Source organism: Candidatus Desulfolinea nitratireducens (assembly GCF_982879505.1).
In genome coordinates this window covers 5,206-19,820 of sequence record NZ_CEYOSI010000040.1, presented here as the reverse complement: position 1 = coordinate 19,820, position 14,615 = coordinate 5,206, and the positions used below count along the sequence as shown (strand labels likewise).

General features: G+C 47.7%; 20 protein-coding genes. 1 reads left to right on the top strand and 19 read right to left on the bottom strand.

Annotation, left to right across the window (positions count from 1 at the left end):
* Positions 1-19 precede the first annotated feature (19 nt).
* Positions 20-700: a hypothetical protein gene (locus AC3DOM_RS05425; RefSeq protein ID WP_487918010.1), complete on the top strand. Its 681-nt coding sequence runs from the start codon at positions 20-22 to the stop codon at positions 698-700.
* A gap of 151 nt (positions 701-851) precedes the next feature.
* Here the strand turns inward: AC3DOM_RS05425 and AC3DOM_RS05420 are convergent, their stop codons facing one another.
* From AC3DOM_RS05420 to AC3DOM_RS05330, 19 genes are all read right to left on the bottom strand, one after another.
* Complete coding sequence (locus tag AC3DOM_RS05420) at positions 852-2,069, bottom strand: hypothetical protein (RefSeq protein WP_487918009.1); 1,218 nt, start codon at positions 2,067-2,069, stop codon at positions 852-854.
* Positions 1,972-2,688, bottom strand: coding sequence for a M23 family metallopeptidase (locus AC3DOM_RS05415; RefSeq protein ID WP_487918008.1), 717 nt, complete (start codon positions 2,686-2,688; stop codon positions 1,972-1,974). Before AC3DOM_RS05415 ends, AC3DOM_RS05420 begins: the two co-directional genes overlap by 98 nt.
* 6 nt (positions 2,689-2,694) lie before the next feature.
* Entirely contained in the window at positions 2,695-3,627 is a 933-nt protein-coding gene (locus tag AC3DOM_RS05410; RefSeq protein WP_487918007.1) for a hypothetical protein, read from the bottom strand.
* Positions 3,628-3,642: 15 nt separating this feature from the next.
* Positions 3,643-4,071: a hypothetical protein gene (locus tag AC3DOM_RS05405; RefSeq protein WP_487918006.1), complete on the bottom strand. Its 429-nt coding sequence runs from the start codon at positions 4,069-4,071 to the stop codon at positions 3,643-3,645.
* The gene (locus AC3DOM_RS05400; RefSeq protein ID WP_487918005.1) at positions 4,064-4,444 is read right to left on the bottom strand and encodes a DUF4564 domain-containing protein; all 381 of its coding nucleotides are present in this window, start codon (positions 4,442-4,444) and stop codon (positions 4,064-4,066) included. The genes AC3DOM_RS05405 and AC3DOM_RS05400 overlap by 8 nt, the downstream gene beginning before the upstream one ends.
* A gap of 21 nt (positions 4,445-4,465) precedes the next feature.
* Positions 4,466-4,948: a hypothetical protein gene (locus AC3DOM_RS05395; RefSeq protein ID WP_487918004.1), complete on the bottom strand. Its 483-nt coding sequence runs from the start codon at positions 4,946-4,948 to the stop codon at positions 4,466-4,468.
* A 9-nt stretch (positions 4,949-4,957) separates the two neighbouring features.
* Positions 4,958-5,758, bottom strand: coding sequence for a DnaB-like helicase C-terminal domain-containing protein (locus AC3DOM_RS05390; protein WP_487918003.1), 801 nt, complete (start codon positions 5,756-5,758; stop codon positions 4,958-4,960).
* A 125-nt stretch (positions 5,759-5,883) separates the two neighbouring features.
* Complete coding sequence (locus tag AC3DOM_RS05385) at positions 5,884-6,363, bottom strand: hypothetical protein (RefSeq protein ID WP_487918002.1); 480 nt, start codon at positions 6,361-6,363, stop codon at positions 5,884-5,886.
* A complete protein-coding gene (locus AC3DOM_RS05380) occupies positions 6,356-8,113 on the bottom strand; it encodes a hypothetical protein (protein WP_487918001.1) in 1,758 nt (585 codons plus the stop codon). The genes AC3DOM_RS05385 and AC3DOM_RS05380 overlap by 8 nt, the downstream gene beginning before the upstream one ends.
* A 5-nt stretch (positions 8,114-8,118) precedes the next feature.
* Entirely contained in the window at positions 8,119-9,060 is a 942-nt protein-coding gene (locus tag AC3DOM_RS05375) for a hypothetical protein (protein ID WP_487918000.1), read from the bottom strand.
* On the bottom strand, positions 9,050-9,469 hold the full coding sequence (locus AC3DOM_RS05370) for an A24 family peptidase (protein ID WP_487917999.1): 420 nt from the start codon (positions 9,467-9,469) through the stop codon (positions 9,050-9,052). The genes AC3DOM_RS05375 and AC3DOM_RS05370 overlap by 11 nt, the downstream gene beginning before the upstream one ends.
* Positions 9,466-9,813: a hypothetical protein gene (locus tag AC3DOM_RS05365; RefSeq protein ID WP_487917998.1), complete on the bottom strand. Its 348-nt coding sequence runs from the start codon at positions 9,811-9,813 to the stop codon at positions 9,466-9,468. The genes AC3DOM_RS05370 and AC3DOM_RS05365 overlap by 4 nt, the downstream gene beginning before the upstream one ends.
* Before the next feature lie 455 nt (positions 9,814-10,268).
* Positions 10,269-10,565 (bottom strand): hypothetical protein, encoded by a 297-nt coding sequence (locus AC3DOM_RS05360; RefSeq protein WP_487917997.1) that lies wholly within the window; start codon positions 10,563-10,565, stop codon positions 10,269-10,271.
* Between the two features lie 111 nt (positions 10,566-10,676).
* The gene (locus AC3DOM_RS05355; protein ID WP_487917996.1) at positions 10,677-11,921 is read right to left on the bottom strand and encodes a hypothetical protein; all 1,245 of its coding nucleotides are present in this window, start codon (positions 11,919-11,921) and stop codon (positions 10,677-10,679) included.
* Positions 11,922-11,946: 25 nt separating this feature from the next.
* A complete protein-coding gene (locus AC3DOM_RS05350; protein ID WP_487917995.1) occupies positions 11,947-12,945 on the bottom strand; it encodes a hypothetical protein in 999 nt (332 codons plus the stop codon).
* A gap of 15 nt (positions 12,946-12,960) precedes the next feature.
* Positions 12,961-13,386 (bottom strand): hypothetical protein, encoded by a 426-nt coding sequence (locus AC3DOM_RS05345; protein WP_487917994.1) that lies wholly within the window; start codon positions 13,384-13,386, stop codon positions 12,961-12,963.
* Positions 13,377-13,796 carry a hypothetical protein gene (locus tag AC3DOM_RS05340; protein WP_487917993.1) on the bottom strand — a complete coding sequence of 140 codons (420 nt, stop codon included), beginning with the start codon at positions 13,794-13,796 and terminating at the stop codon, positions 13,377-13,379. The genes AC3DOM_RS05345 and AC3DOM_RS05340 overlap by 10 nt, the downstream gene beginning before the upstream one ends.
* Complete coding sequence (locus AC3DOM_RS05335) at positions 13,796-14,263, bottom strand: TadE family protein (RefSeq protein ID WP_487917992.1); 468 nt, start codon at positions 14,261-14,263, stop codon at positions 13,796-13,798. Before AC3DOM_RS05335 ends, AC3DOM_RS05340 begins: the two co-directional genes overlap by 1 nt.
* A 10-nt stretch (positions 14,264-14,273) precedes the next feature.
* Positions 14,274-14,453 (bottom strand): Flp family type IVb pilin, encoded by a 180-nt coding sequence (locus AC3DOM_RS05330; protein WP_487917991.1) that lies wholly within the window; start codon positions 14,451-14,453, stop codon positions 14,274-14,276.
* Between the last annotated feature and the right edge of the window lie 162 nt (positions 14,454-14,615).

The window sequence follows — 14,615 nt, the reverse complement described above, 5'->3', positions numbered from 1 at the left end:
TAACTATGGGCATTTCTAATTGTCGCCATGTCCTTTTCTAATTGTCGTTGACAGTGCAGACGGCGGAAGTGCATTTTATACTTTCTATATAGGTAGTAATGATAACTATATAGCTTTATCTGAGTTTGATGTAGCACAGAACGTAGAATGGGGTGGATATGATATTAGTAAGAGCTATTCAATTAGACATAACCAATGGTATACGTTTCGTTTCGAGCTTGATCAGAGCACACTAAGTTTCTACGTCGATGATAAATTAGCATCAACCACAGAAGCTAATTTACCACTTGTCCGAGAAAGTGGCGGCATAGGTTTTTATATTGGAGGCAATGAAGAAGTACACTTAGATGATATTAAAGTGTGGTCTTTATCTGAACAAGATACGCCCGCACATTCAACAGAAGCAGCAGCTAGCTTAGTTAGTAATAAATTAATTCGCCCCTGTGAGTGGGATGTTCGAATAAATCTAACCGGATTTGAACCTAATAGCGTAATTACAGTATCTTCAAATTACAGCGAGACAGTTTGTAGCGATGGGAGCCAGGTAACATCAGCATGGACTGTTGATTATCAAAAAAAAACAGATGCGCTTGGAAATCTTGTTACTTCATATCTTCACAAGGGTACTGGTGATTACAATTATTCCTACGTAGATGAAAAAGGAAATCGAGCTAGCTTATCTTTCTCAACCGAGCCATAACAAACATACTCCCCATAAGGAGGCTTTATTACGTTTATAAACCCAAGTGAAAATAATCAAGATAGCGAAACGCTACACTAGGAGATAACATCTCTGTTTTTCCAAAAAACACCTGAAAATTCGCCCTTTTAGGTTTTTCCTTAGAGTTCGCTCAGTGTTTCAATCCCCTCCCGAAAACCACTCTCTTCCACTGCGGAATAGGCAAAGCCCCAAACCCCTTCCAATCAGCAACAACAACCGCTATATTTTCAGGCACCCCCACAAAAGCCAATCTCGCCGCTCTCCCAGCCCAAGGCTTGGCAAGCAAGGCAAAGACCAAATGGAGATCATGCTCCTCTGCATATAAGATCGCCTTCCGAAAACGCTTTGCTGAACGCTGCATAATCACCCTCCCAGAAGTTCCTCCCCCCTCTACCTCCAACCAAAATAAAGTTTCATGTCCATTTAACTTTCCCCAAGCTAACGCATCTGGTGCGGTTCTCAAACCAGGTATTTGGACTTCGCTCCAACCTGTCCAAATCTCAGCCCCAGACCATGCCCTACGTAAAGAAGCAATCCACAAACGCGAAGTACGTCGATGCCGTCCATCTTTAGGGTTTCGTCTTTCTCTATAAGCTGTAAAATTAGCTCCCTTTGGGATTCCCCAGCTACGCAAAGCTAATGAAACGCCTTTCCGCTTCACACTCCAGAATGGATAAAAACTTTTTCTCTCATCCTGTTCTTTGGGTGGTTCTTCATGGAAAACAATCAATTCCTTTTTATGCAAATCTCGCAGTATTCGTCTCGCCTTCCAAACACTATAACCGGTTAGAGAAGAAACTTCCGATGTGTAGCCTGTCTTGATCCTCGCCAAAACACGTAAGGCTTGGATTTCTTCATCTGCCATATCAAAAGGCTGCCAACTTTCGGCAGCGGGCGCACCAGGTGAGGGTTTAATAAAAGTACGCGGGATAAAAGAAAAATCTGTCAACACAGGGCGAGTGTCTCTACGTGTAATTGCCGTTGCAAGAGGCAAACCGTAAAGAGCAGATTTTACCTCTTCCCAATACCACCTACCTGGTGATTCAACCTGTATCCATAGAGAGGCTCCCCGCCGGTACTTGGCTAAAGTATTGATCTTTGTCCGCACCGCACGACCATAGTCCCAAGGGGGAAGAGAGTGATTATAAGAAATGGGATAGAGAAAGGTATCTGTCCAACGCCCTGGAGAAATCTCCAAACTCTCTGTGCCTGCAAAGAGGATATTTCGGATATGTACGGCCATTGTAGCTTTAGTCGGAACATCCCCAAGGGAGATAATCATCCGACGTGAAAAACTGGTTTGGATTAACCCACCAATAATCATCTCCATCACGCTGCTTGATCCCATAATGCAGGTGCGGTCCAGAAGAATTTCCAGAACCAGGATCAGCCGGGTCACCTCCGGATAGTCCCAAAATATCTCCCCGTTCTATGATTTGCCCTTCTTCCACATAGATTTCGCTAAAATGCGCTAACCAAACCTGATAGCCATTATTTTCAATCACAACCAATCTACCCCAGGGACCATTCATCCCTGCCCAAACAACCTCACCGCTCAAGACAGCATGAAGCGGTGTGCCCACATCTACGGGGAAATCAACGCCAGTGTGAGAACTATAGTTCGAATCATGGTATGTACAACCTAATAAGGGCTTTTCATAAACTTCACCCCATTTTGTTAGCGGTCCCCATAAAGGAATGCCAATAATCTCTGCATCTAAACCTATATAGTCCGTCCAAGTGCCAGAAAAAGCACGCGTAGGATCGTATTCATTCCAGGCTGGCGCATCATAATTATCACTATCCTGAGGGATATCCAAAAGCCACTTGGTTAGACTGGGTTGCGCCCAGGAAGGTAGTTGCGGAATAGCAACCCCCACCATTACCACATAGGCAACCACAAAAACAATTCCACATAAGAAGGGGAGAGCGATTGCCCCACCGGTGATTTTCAATAAACCTTTCATAGAGTCTTAGAGAACCTTCCCTATCCGATCCAACTGGATCATACCTACTTCCCCAGACTGTAACCCCATCGAAGCTTCAATTGAAAGTCCGTTGCGAACCATCCGCATAGATAGCCAATAGGACAGTCCTGAACCAAGCAGTACAGGCAAGAGAAAAACTGGATTCTGCGCATACATTCGTCCGTTCTCTGGTGTCATAATTGAAATCACAACCAGCACTCCTGGCGGAAAAAGTGCTAGAAAACGAGCTTGCCATTCGATACCTTTGGAGGCTGCACGCGCACGAGATAGAACTTCCACAACAGCACCCAATGTTGTGCGTAGATTAGCAATCAGTGGAGAGATTTCAATTCGCCCTTCAATAGATGCGAGCAAAGAGGTCGCTACAATATCAACGGCTGGATTGTCCCAAGTCAACGTCCATTCCTTGACTGCCTTCGCTGCCTGATCAGAAGCTGCTGTACGCAAGCGCAAGACCAAATCTTCGAGAACAAGACGACCATCTGGTCCAACCGATCTGGCTGCCCCTTCCAAAGAATCCTGCAAGGTTCTCCCTTGCCCCAACAAAGTCTCTACCACAGATAAGCCACGCAAAATATCTTTGGCTTGCTGCAAGCGAAAAGCCTGCCGAATATCAGATAGTGAACCGCTATAGATCAATCCCCCCGCAATAGAGAATAAAATAGCAGGCACCATGCCCAAAGTCAAACCAGCAACAAGACCTCCCCCAGCCCAAGTCAGGAAGCCAAAAAGAATTTGATTAAGCGTCAAGCCTGTTCCTGTTTGGCGCGCCATCTTCTCCAGATCAACGCGTTTCTCAGGTGGGGCTACGCCCATCTGCCTGGCCATTTGTGCGGCACTATATGTACGCCTCCACCCCAGAAGAAGGGGAATCGAAGCCAATGCCAATGCACCAATGAGGGATAATAAAAAAATCATTCTTTCTCCTAATGCCTATAGTTGTCTGATCCAAAAAGAAATTTCTTCAGCACCCCCATTTTGTAACCAGATCACAAAATAAATCCCTATCACTGCCAGCCAAATAGAAACCACCCAATAGATATTGCTATCATCCAGTTGCAAAGATAAGGGGCGAAAATGAGAAGGTGTTTTTGGGATATGTGTTGTAGGGATAGCTCTATCACGTCTCCCGTGATAGGTGTGCTGCCGAACCTGGGTTGCAAATTTGATGCGTCGTTTTAGAAAGACTTCCATCGGCACGCGGTCTGGGCCCAAGCGAATCAAAGCCAAGGCCATGAAGATCATCAAAATCACAAATGCGATAATCCCTTTAGCAACCAGCCCCAGAGAAGGAATGAGCAGGCAAATTACCGCCGCAATCGCCCCTACGCCCATAATGCTTAGGTCACGATCGTTAAACATAAGGAAGGTGTCCCTTTAGCAATCTGCCTATTTCTTCCCAAGGTTGTGGGGCTGGACGAAAAGGAGGGTTGGGTTTAAAGCCTTCCAGCAACTCTCCGAGCTGCGGCAAGATTAGAAAACCAATTAGCACCATAATCACCAAGCCCACCACACCCAAAATGGCATAGGTCGCCATCTTGGAACCACCAAATGCCATCCCCGCACTGCCTTGCAGGACATAAAACAAACCACCCAGCAGGGCAACAACGACGATCAACCCAACCAGAAAACCCCACGCATCTCTGGCTAGAATTAGGATTTGCTCCATGACGGGGCCAAAAAGTCCTGGACCATCATCCAGTAAAGACTGGGGATTAGCACCTGAAAAACTCATAGATATACTCCAAAAATAGTGTCAACATGCACCTAAAAAGATTGCCGCAGCAGGGACGGCGACACTTGCCAGTAGCATCCCAAACATCGCTTCAACGATTTCAATCAAGGCATTAGTCGTATTACTTGCCCCTCCAGCAGATGCCGACAAGACTGCCAAAAAGGTCGCTTTCAACATGCGCAAACCCGCCAGCCCTGCGATCAGCATCGCTGAAAATGTACCCAAATCATTAATCGGTCCGCACCCAGCCCCACCGGGGATGGAAGATGAGGTTGCTTCTACCAAAACAGGAATACCTAAAAAGGCAAAAAGAACCAGCATCAATACACCGGAAATACCTGCCATCGCTTCCCAGACCCACAGATTTGCGCCAATCATTGTGCCTGCGGAGAGACGCAGGATTTGTGCTAGCCCAGCCAACAACCCAATAGCCAAGGTCAATGCGACCAGTACCTGCCATGCTTCCCTGAAAATGCCAAGCAGAATATCTGCAACACTACTCATCAAGTCCGCCTATTGGATATGCTCATCGAATTCAGATTCGAGTGCAGGGTAGAAACGCTCTCCCCAGAACTGGAGCTTCCAGGTGCGGGTTGGACCAGTACGGTCTTTGAGGGTATGCACCACCAGATTAAGACAACCACAGTTGGCAGGCTCACCTTCTCGAGAAACCAAAAGGACACGATCTGCTTCATAAGGCACACGCTCATCGCCTAGTAAATGCCCCAGGTTAAAATCTTCGTCCAAATAAAAACTTTCTGCCTTTAAAGCGGCAGCCACAATAATCGCCCATTCATGTCGTCTGGACATCGCACGTAAAGCCGCGGCGGCTTCTCCGCTACGCAACTCCAAGGGGATCATCCCTGTTAGTCCAACCACTGGCATACGGTTGAGATAATCCACAGTCAGCAGGGCCTTTCCTTTTTGAGGGAAGTTGTAGGTGTTCAGTAAAACATCTTCCAAGCCACGCACCGTATCACGGCGATCATCCAAAGAGAGCAAGACTGCGTTCCCACATTCTGCTAATTTATCTTCTCTGGCGAATTGCTCTGCTTCCCCATGAGGGCCTGCAAGCATGGCAGAAGCCTGTTGGGATATTCTGTATTTCAATTCTTCTTCGGTATGCTCATAACAGCCTATAGCGGTGGGGATATTTTGGGCCGCGGCATCAAAAAGCATCCGCAACATCCAACTTGTTTTTCCAACACCAGGAGCAGCTGCTAGTAGTGTAAGACCGCCTCCCCAAAAGGGGAGCCCGGCAAATTCGCCAAAAATCTGATAGGGGGTTGGAACGCCAATAACACCTGCTCTCATGGCGGCAGTATAGAAGATTCCGCATGGGGGTACCCCCTGATATGCGTTAAATTCTTTTCTCTACGATGATTATTGCTGAAAGAGAAATACTTGCAGCACAAAACATTCCCCAAAAAACAACGGCTTTATACAACCCAAAGCCATTGGGCAAGGCTAAAGACAGACAGTCCCAATAACATGCCCGGCAAGGCGGGGGAAAGTCCATCGTTTGGGTAGCGTTTCCGCCACCATCTGCGCCATAATTCCACCCCCAAGACAGATAGAATTAGGGCTGTCCAAGGAAATAAAGCTGCGATGCCAGCTAGGGCAAGAAGGTCTGCTCTGCCAATTAAGCCGCGCCGAACGCCAAATCCGGTCAGTAATAACACCCAAGCTGGAGGGAAGAATAAGGCTGGGATAACCAGAAATCCGGGGAAAGAAGTAAAGATGCCCCAAGCTACCGCCAGGACAATTGCAAGAACCTGAGGGAAAGAACCAGAAGCGGCAATAAAAAGGCTTGCCAAGAAGAAAATCTCAATCGCTGGTACCAGGCGATAACGCAAATCCGCAAAGCTGAAGAGCGCAAAGGATAGCAACCAAAAAGGTGTTGCGTTCGCGTCAACCATCTTGTTTTTTTGCCTGCTCAAGAAGAGAAAGTAGTTCGGCATCCACTCCAGCTCTGTTAGCGGTCTCCCATAAAGGGGCTGTGGCATCATCTATTTCCTGCTGGGATTGGGTATAGGTTTTCGCCATCATCCCTACCGCTTGCGGGTATTGGGAAGCAAAGCCATCGGGGGAAAAGCCTGCTGCTTCCATATGAGAAGATAGCCCACTATAAGCTGAACGAAACTCATCTGATGAACCCCCAAAGCCTGAGAGAATATCTTTTTTGACTCCAGCAGAAGCAGAAAAACCAAGGTCTGAAGATGCTGGTGATGATTGATTAGCTTGGGGCTTGCTTGACGCACCACCAAAGCCATCTATTTTTGTTTGCAAGCGATCTTGTCTGGCTGAAAGGTCACTGCTTCGAGCCATGCCATAAGCTACTCTGGCTTGTTTATGGGCACCCACTGCATCAAGGGCTGTTCCCAATTTATTAAAGCCTTGCGATTTGGCGAGATGTGCCATTTCTGTACCTGCGGCTGTTGCTGCCGCTCCTGCTCCAGTAGCTCCTGTACCAGCCGCTGCCCCTCCTCCCGCGGCTGCCGCCCCACCTGCCGCAGCACCAACCCCGCCTGTAGCCGCTGCCAAAGCCGCAGTTGCCACTAATCCTTTTGCCACTCCAAAGATTTTCTTAGCCGCTTCTCCAGAAGCGCTCAAGGTCATTTTTGCCAGAATGCCAGACAGAGAAAGCAAGGCTCCCGTTGCGCCAAAGAGCCATAATAAGCGTACCAGGCTGAGTACCATCCCACCCTGACTAATCGCTCCAGCCACAGAGACGGCTGCCTTAAAAATCGCTCCTGCAATCAGTGGCAGAAGGGAAATTAAAACAACTGCCTTTAACCATAGAGAACGCAACCAGCGCATTTGTGGAATGACTGCACCCACAGAAATGGCAGGACCCAAAACAGCCAAAACAAAGAGAGTGGCTTGCGCAGAGACAAAGGCAAAAAGAAGCCCAGACATGGCTAAGATAGCGGCGAAGGTCATCCCAATCCCGATCAAGGATTGCAAAAAGACAAGCCCAGGAATGACTGAGGTAATACTCAGAAAGGAAGGAGCAGACATCAGGGTCACAAAATTGGATGCGAGGACACGTGTTTCTCCAACAGCAGCGACTTTGCACATCCACCAGCCTAAGCGTGAGATCAGATCAAGAAAAGGACCAGAAAGGACGGCTAATAATCCGGCTGTTAGCCAATCCCCAACTACAACCATTGGAGTGTCATTTCCATCTCCGAGTAACTTGCTCCAATGATAGAGTGCAAGACGAAGCAGGAATAGGGCGGGAGCCAAAGCCGCGGCAGTCTTCAACCCTGATTTTGCGACAGTAGTGAATTGATCTTTTTCAGCAGGCTTTACTAATTCGTTCAAAGCGGATGACCAGCGGGCAACTTCTTTTTGGAAATCTGTCTTTTGCGCTTCGGCAGTTTTCTTGAAGAGATTGCTCAATGCCTTGGAAATCGTATCATCGTGAAAGACAACATTGAAGAAAGATTGGGTAATTGAAGTAACCACGGATGTAGATTCTTCGGGAGGCTCTTCAGCGTCGTCCGGATCATCTCCACCTTCAGGCGTATCAGTCTGTGCCTGCATCCTTACTTCTCCGCCTGCGGATACGGGAGCGATACTGGAAGAAGCAAGCATCAGAAAGACCATTGAAAGCGCTATTAGCAAAACGGAGAATGTGCGATGGATTCTTTTATGAGAAAGCATAGACTTTACCTTTGAAGCATTTTTAAAGAAACATCCCCAAAGAGGGGCTTTTGCCGCCCTTTTTTTGTCCTATCCGGGTAGCATAGGTGTTGATAGCCACAGTCCAGACAAGCACGAGGATTACGCAATGCTCGCATAGGGAAAGATACTTTTGATGTTGCTCTTTCTGCCAGAGGCAGGAGCATTTGCATTAACTTCTCTATCTCAAAAGCTGATTGGAAAAGCTCAGCATCGCCACTCTCGCGTTGCAAACCAAAAACCAGCGGGGGATTAGACCAGGTCTTGTCTCCCCTTTTATCCGATGCTTGTACCAAAGCGAAACGTAATTGGTCATGTCCCCGTCCATCTTCAACCAAGAGACCGATATGATCACGTTCCACTTTGCCAATCTTTGCTGTCCAAACCCAAGCCGGAAAGTAGGCTGCTTTCCGCACCCCTCGTGAAGTAATTGCCAACCATTCCATCTCTATTTGAATATCAGAATCTTGAGAGATTTTCATATCTCCCTGCCAATCATAGATCAGATATGCCCAGACACGGGCATATTCCAGGACCTTATTCCAACCGCCCATCTTCTTGATCGTAACATGCGAACCAAGTCGGTGGCTAGGGTCAAATCTCCCACCAGGGAAAAGAGGCGAGAGTTCAGGAGAGCTCATCGGGTGGTGGCTGCGGTAAGTGGCCACTTCACCAATATATTTTTCAATATCGCCGAGAACAGCTTCACCTATTCCATGTTCTGTGAGGGCTTCCTTGAGTGTTTTTCCTTGACTGAAATCTTCCAGTGCATGCCAGGCAACATCAAAGACAGGCTCAGGATTTGCCCCTGCCAACCACCAACCTGCTGCAGCGGGACAAAAGATATATAAAAGGGCTGGCAGGATCGGGTTTCCACGCGCCTGCTGGTTGCGTTTATCAAGGAGAGCCATAAAAAGATCAGTAGGCATAGTGAAGTTCCTGAACCAAAATAACGAGCATATAAACCGGCGTTCGCCACGCGCCTGGACTACGGACACCTGCCAAGGTTTTCCCCCTAACTTTTCTCCAGAGCAATTGCAAAGCAGCTGTAGCGAAGAAAACAAGGGGAATAGCCCAGAGCATTTGATATGCAGCGGGTAGAGAGACTATCAATCCCATCCACAATTTTGCATCACCTGCGCCCATCCAGCCTAGTTTCCATGCTATCCAAAAGCTGAGTAAGATAATGTAGATGCCAAGAGGATGAGGGCTGTTGGCAATAAGCCCAAGGATTAGAAGTGGGATTGTTGCCCAATTTGGAATGCGGGCATGGTGAAGATCATATAGGGACACAAAAGCAGTTAGAGACAGAAGCGCAAGGAGAAAAAACAGATTCATTTACTCAACTCCACCTGATAATTCCAAAAGGCAGAAGGATTGTTGTTGAAATCTGCGTCAGCAGCAAGGTGGTCCTGTAGATCAGGAATATCAGTTGGTGTTATTTTTCCTGAAGACAGTCTCTCTTCCCAGTCTTCGCCAACGAGAAGCAAATAAGAAAGCTCCCACTCTGCCGCATAGGGAACACGATTTCCACCCCAAAAAGGCCAAATATCAGAAATGTAGGGCATTAAATAAGTTGGGGTAATTGGTTGGAAGGAAAGTGTGAGGCGAACTCGTTTCAGCTCAAGGAAGGAAGCATCTTCCTCTCTTGGTGTTTTCAGAAATTCTATGGTCTCACTCACAGAGCTACTCGGAAAAGCCCGTATAGAATCAATCCTTTCTTCATCAACATATAAATGGGGAAAGGGAAGAAAAAGGCGGGTATACCAGAAGGGCTCTCCTACCTTACAGATGATGCCTTCTTCACTTACTGATAATTCCGTACACGGGGATTCGTCAAGAAAATCGGGCATGACACCTTGATCATGGTTTTTGGATAGATAACCTGATGTGCTAAAAGATAAGAATAAGAATAGCCATATCGCATTTCTCTGCATTGGGTTGCGGTCTCCTGAGAGGGCATCATACGATAATAATTATGGGGGTACCCTGAGTGATGGATGTATTTTCTTGAATATTCCCATGCAAGACCACCATTAAAGCGAAAAGCCGCCTGGGTGAAGGGGGCACCCAAGCGACCTTTCAATTATCAGTATATAGTCTTTTTCAAAGGGTGGTCAGCCCGTGCGCAATTTTATTACCAGAGAACATTTTCTTCATACCAAGTGTCTGTGCCACCGCCACAGACCTTACCACCCACTCTTTTTTTACCATCAGATGGAATCGCGTCAAAAGAAAAGCGATAAGCATCATCTGGCTTGCAGCCATGCCCTTCAGCAAGTTGACCAGTAATTCTCACAGATCTATAGCCTTTGCCTTCGAGGTAGGCTATTGCACTAAAATCCGCTTCCAATTCTTTCCAGAAAGTAAAGCTACAGAAAAACAGTACGAGAAAAATAAAGGCAATCAGGAATGCTTTTTGTCCATTGCTCATGCCTTCACCGATGCCTTAAAATGAAAAGCCACCTGGGTGAGGGGGGCACCCAAGCGACCTTTCAATAATAAGTATATACTCTTTTTCAAAGGGTAGTCGGCTCGTGCGAAATTATTCCTGCCAGCCAATTTGCCCTTGCCCTTCTCGCACGCCCCAATAAAAGATGCTGCCCCAGGAATAGCTCCGCGCCCAAAGCGGATTGTCTACCCGATTGGCATTATCCATACGGCGGATTTGCACAGAGCGATCCCAATAAGCATCTGGCGCACCATTATGATCCAGGTCTGCCATCATTGAAGCCGGTAAGCCCCGCACAGCTGATGGGGGAATTTCTCCACCAGAAGAGCGACCTTCCCAATCCCATTCGCGATGCCCCGTGAAGTTGCCATACTCATCACGTCCGCAGTTGAGTGCCCCACTGCCACCCTCTTCACAATGACTATCCCATTCCAAATAACGCAATTCCCAATACAGACGATAAGGCGCTTGGGCTCTGCCTTCAAAAAGAGGAAAATCTGCGGGTAATTCATCCAGGCCTACGCTTCCCGCCAAAGGACCACCACCAGCTTCTGGATGAGAGGGTAAGTCCCAATAGAAAAGCATGGGATTGTCTCCCAGCGGTAAATTAAATTCACCAATATGCGGCAAGGAAACACTTGCTGAGCTTTGGGCTGGTCGGAAGGTCAGGGTCAGGCGAATATCACACCAATCTCCTGGGGCAGGGTTACCAGGACTACCACCGCCCAAAGCAGCGTAATCAAGTCGCCCTGTTCCAGCACTAGTAGGCAGTGCCCCAAGACGGAGAGCTGTGTCTTCCCAGCGGACTAAAGTCGCAGGGTAGGGACGGGCATCCAAAGAGATCACAGGCAACCTCACACTGGCTGTAAGATTCCAATCCCAATCAGTGCCACAGATCACGCCACCAGAGGTTACGATCAATTCTGTTGTGCATGGATTTGGCGGCGGGGTATATTCTGTTGGGCAATCGGTTGGAAGTCCAGAAGTATAGGCAGCAAAAATATTGCCAGAACAAGTATCTACAAGTCCGCTGGCAGGAATGCAGCTACCAGGAGGGGCTGAACCACCCAGTGTCGTAAAATAACTTGCGGGGATCAAAACATCCGAGAAATCAGCTAAAGCTACTTCGGTACAAGGTTCTCTTTCCTCACCACCCGATCCTCCATTCCCACCTTCTCCGCTTTCACCGTTATTCCCACTTCCACCTGTAGTGCAGCTTACAGTATCTGGTGGCGTATAAAAACAATCCCCTGCATCAGCATGAGCGGGTGCTATTTGGATAAGGCTTAATATGAGCGCAAAGATAATCGGAATAAAGAAAAACTTTTTCGAGTTCATGATGGTCTCCAGACAGTCTTTTCCCCTATTCAAAATAAGCATTAATTTCATTCAGGATAGCATCGCGGATAGCAGTATCTGTGGCATCTTTCCAGCTATCTGGCAAAGCCTTCATTGCCAAACCATAGCTTTCTTCCAACCAGGCACTATCCCATAGAGGCAGGCTAAAAATAGAGCTTTTCATTTCACGATCAGCAGTAGCCAATTCAGCGGTCAAGCCAATTTCTTCATAATCGACACGTCCCCCGTCTTCACGCCAACCAAGCCAAGTCCAACGCTTACCCTTATAGCCAAAGAGCAGGAAGGTGCGCGAGGCTGTGATCTGCCCATCTCCGCCAATGAAGAGATGCTCTCCTAATTGCATCAACCCATAAGAGGCTTCTGTATCTTTGGATACGACGCAAATTACTTCATATCCATCTCCCCAATTCTGCTGCTCATTTCCAGCGAAGGTAAATGTGCGAAAACAACCTCGCAACGCCATCGCTGTAGCGGGATTTCCCGCCCCATCAATTGCCCACTGTGCCAAACCAGGCACTTGGGGACTGATAAGCATATGCACAGACAGAGGGCCTTTATTGTCTGTGAGGATTGTCAGTTCGCCTGTTTGCATAGTCATGGGCATAGTGGAAAAGCCTAGAACTTCTGTTGCTTCTGCTCGGCTATAGCCTTCACTAATTGCCAATACCCAAGCTACCGTCCGCCCCAATTCTGTGTAGACACAGGCCGGGTTAAGCGACTTGTAGTTCTTGCTCAAAGGTAAATCCAACAAAGCCCAATCAGCAGGATTAGAGGGGCAGACTTCTGGTGTGTTGGTTGGTGGTGTTTCAGGAATAGCGGTCTCTCTAAGAGGGGCGAAGACGGGTGTCTCTACAATATCAGTAGAATCAAACTCCGAGATACGCCAAAGCATTGCTCCGCCAGCGAGCAAAAGCAATAAGGCAAATGAAGCGATAGCGATAATCACATAGGTACGCAAGCGCCGCTTTCCAGATAAATCTGTATAGGTAAAGAACTTCAGCATAATTTTCCTTTTTTATTATTGGTCTTCTCGTGTCACCCCATGCGCCAGATAGCCTACGGTATTGACTGCAATCCAGTGCTTGGGGAAAAGAAAACCAGGGGTTTCAATCCCAGCCTGCACCAAACAGCCTGGTCTGCCCTGATAACGCCCGCACCGCACAAAGTTCATCTGTAAATATGAGGGGGCCTGATTACGAAAATAAGTAGCTGCAACCGCATTCCCTTCGGCAGTTGAGCGGATGACACCATTTGGCAGCACTTCAATTTCCTGTGCGCCAGCATGAGCAGCCAGATCACCAATGGCAACGGCATCCATCACACGCACACTGGTGGTCATATAATCAAGCAAACCCATCAAAAAAACAGCCATCAGGGGCAGGATAATGGCATAGAGTGCAATGGTCTGTCCACGTTCACTGGGATTATTTTTTCTCAACGCCATTTTGCTTTCCAAGTTTCTGAACGAGAGATAAATCTTTCTTGGGAAGAGCCATTCCCAAATCCAAGCCTGAATAATTCCGGGATTTGCCAGGAGACAGTACAAGCTCCGGGGTCGCCTGGTGCGCGCGGCGGTTCTACGCTTACCCTATACTGCACACCAAAAGTGCCACTCCATTCGGAGTTCAGGGTGGTATTTGCAATTTGATAAGCATTTTGTGCAGCCCGAACTGCATCGGGAGATTGGCTCAAAAATTGGGCGCAACCATAAGCAGATGCGGTTGCTGCGGTGCGTGCCCGGTGAATAGGAATTAGCGACAAAAAGCCAAAGGCCATCAGCACCAGCAATACAGAAAACATAGCCGTTTCTGCCATCGCCTGCCCCTTCTCCGATCTTCTAGCCTTCGCTCGCATTACTCAAAGCCTCCTGGCGGGGGCGGACCGGGATAGAAACGCCAAAGTCTGAAAACGGACTCTCCTTTTTGGGCTTCTATCAAAGTGATCCCAAAAGCCCAGGGCGTGGTCTTTTCTATGGAAATCGTCGAACGAACTCTGCGAGGCGCATCTTGGCTGGTAGCAACTGCTTCTTGAATATCGGGCCAGAGGATTGTGCCTCTGGCGATGCTGGTGGCTGGGGTGTTATAAGAACCTTCGGCAACTCCGGTAATGAAGACGCCCCAATCTGCCGCTGTTGCCCGAAAAGCATAAAAGCCAGCAAAGACCAATCCGAAAATCAGCAAGGTCATAATCGGGATCATTAGGGCAAATTCCGGCATAGCCTGTCCTGCCTGTGCTCGTGCCGCAGGTACGGGTGAGCAATGTCGAAGGCGGTGCTCTGAGTAACACCGAAGAGCCTGTCCGCGCTCAGCATTCTTTCTCATCCAAATTTCCTTATCCACCTGCAGCCATATTGAGAGCATTTATCCCGGTCTGGAAGGCGTTGATCACCGCTTCTCGAAACTGCGGAATAACTGCCATTGCGATCACACCGATCGCACCAAAGATTAAGGCATATTCGCCAAAATCCTGCCCGCTTTCATCACTTAAAAACTTCTTTATTTCTTTAAACATCCTTTTCTCCTTGATTCAATGAATGGTTGTTCAACCGCTATATAAACATAAAGAGCAGGTGGGTATCTATGCACATGCACAAAAAAAGACTTCCTGCGGGAAGTCTTTTTTCACCATCAGATTACTCATATCTTTTAAAAAACACTACCGAGAAAAGGCATC

Excerpts from the sequence above, each read along its gene's own strand:
- AC3DOM_RS05420 (WP_487918009.1), bottom strand. The coding sequence starts at position 2,069 with ATGGGATCAAGCAGCGTGATGGAGATGATTATTGGTGGGTTAATCCAA.
- AC3DOM_RS05415 (WP_487918008.1), bottom strand. The coding sequence starts at position 2,688 with ATGAAAGGTTTATTGAAAATCACCGGTGGGGCAATCGCTCTCCCCTTC.
- AC3DOM_RS05410 (WP_487918007.1), bottom strand. The coding sequence starts at position 3,627 with ATGATTTTTTTATTATCCCTCATTGGTGCATTGGCATTGGCTTCGATT.
- AC3DOM_RS05405 (WP_487918006.1), bottom strand. The coding sequence starts at position 4,071 with ATGTTTAACGATCGTGACCTAAGCATTATGGGCGTAGGGGCGATTGCG.
- AC3DOM_RS05400 (WP_487918005.1), bottom strand. The coding sequence starts at position 4,444 with ATGAGTTTTTCAGGTGCTAATCCCCAGTCTTTACTGGATGATGGTCCA.
- AC3DOM_RS05395 (WP_487918004.1), bottom strand. The coding sequence starts at position 4,948 with ATGAGTAGTGTTGCAGATATTCTGCTTGGCATTTTCAGGGAAGCATGG.
- AC3DOM_RS05390 (WP_487918003.1), bottom strand. The coding sequence starts at position 5,758 with ATGAGAGCAGGTGTTATTGGCGTTCCAACCCCCTATCAGATTTTTGGC.
- AC3DOM_RS05385 (WP_487918002.1), bottom strand. The coding sequence starts at position 6,363 with ATGGTTGACGCGAACGCAACACCTTTTTGGTTGCTATCCTTTGCGCTC.
- AC3DOM_RS05380 (WP_487918001.1), bottom strand. The coding sequence starts at position 8,113 with ATGCTTTCTCATAAAAGAATCCATCGCACATTCTCCGTTTTGCTAATA.
- AC3DOM_RS05375 (WP_487918000.1), bottom strand. The coding sequence starts at position 9,060 with ATGCCTACTGATCTTTTTATGGCTCTCCTTGATAAACGCAACCAGCAG.
- AC3DOM_RS05370 (WP_487917999.1), bottom strand. The coding sequence starts at position 9,469 with ATGAATCTGTTTTTTCTCCTTGCGCTTCTGTCTCTAACTGCTTTTGTG.
- AC3DOM_RS05360 (WP_487917997.1), bottom strand. The coding sequence starts at position 10,565 with ATGAGCAATGGACAAAAAGCATTCCTGATTGCCTTTATTTTTCTCGTA.
- AC3DOM_RS05355 (WP_487917996.1), bottom strand. The coding sequence starts at position 11,921 with ATGAACTCGAAAAAGTTTTTCTTTATTCCGATTATCTTTGCGCTCATA.
- AC3DOM_RS05350 (WP_487917995.1), bottom strand. The coding sequence starts at position 12,945 with ATGCTGAAGTTCTTTACCTATACAGATTTATCTGGAAAGCGGCGCTTG.
- AC3DOM_RS05345 (WP_487917994.1), bottom strand. The coding sequence starts at position 13,386 with ATGGCGTTGAGAAAAAATAATCCCAGTGAACGTGGACAGACCATTGCA.
- AC3DOM_RS05340 (WP_487917993.1), bottom strand. The coding sequence starts at position 13,796 with ATGCGAGCGAAGGCTAGAAGATCGGAGAAGGGGCAGGCGATGGCAGAA.
- AC3DOM_RS05335 (WP_487917992.1), bottom strand. The coding sequence starts at position 14,263 with ATGAGAAAGAATGCTGAGCGCGGACAGGCTCTTCGGTGTTACTCAGAG.
- AC3DOM_RS05330 (WP_487917991.1), bottom strand. The coding sequence starts at position 14,453 with ATGTTTAAAGAAATAAAGAAGTTTTTAAGTGATGAAAGCGGGCAGGAT.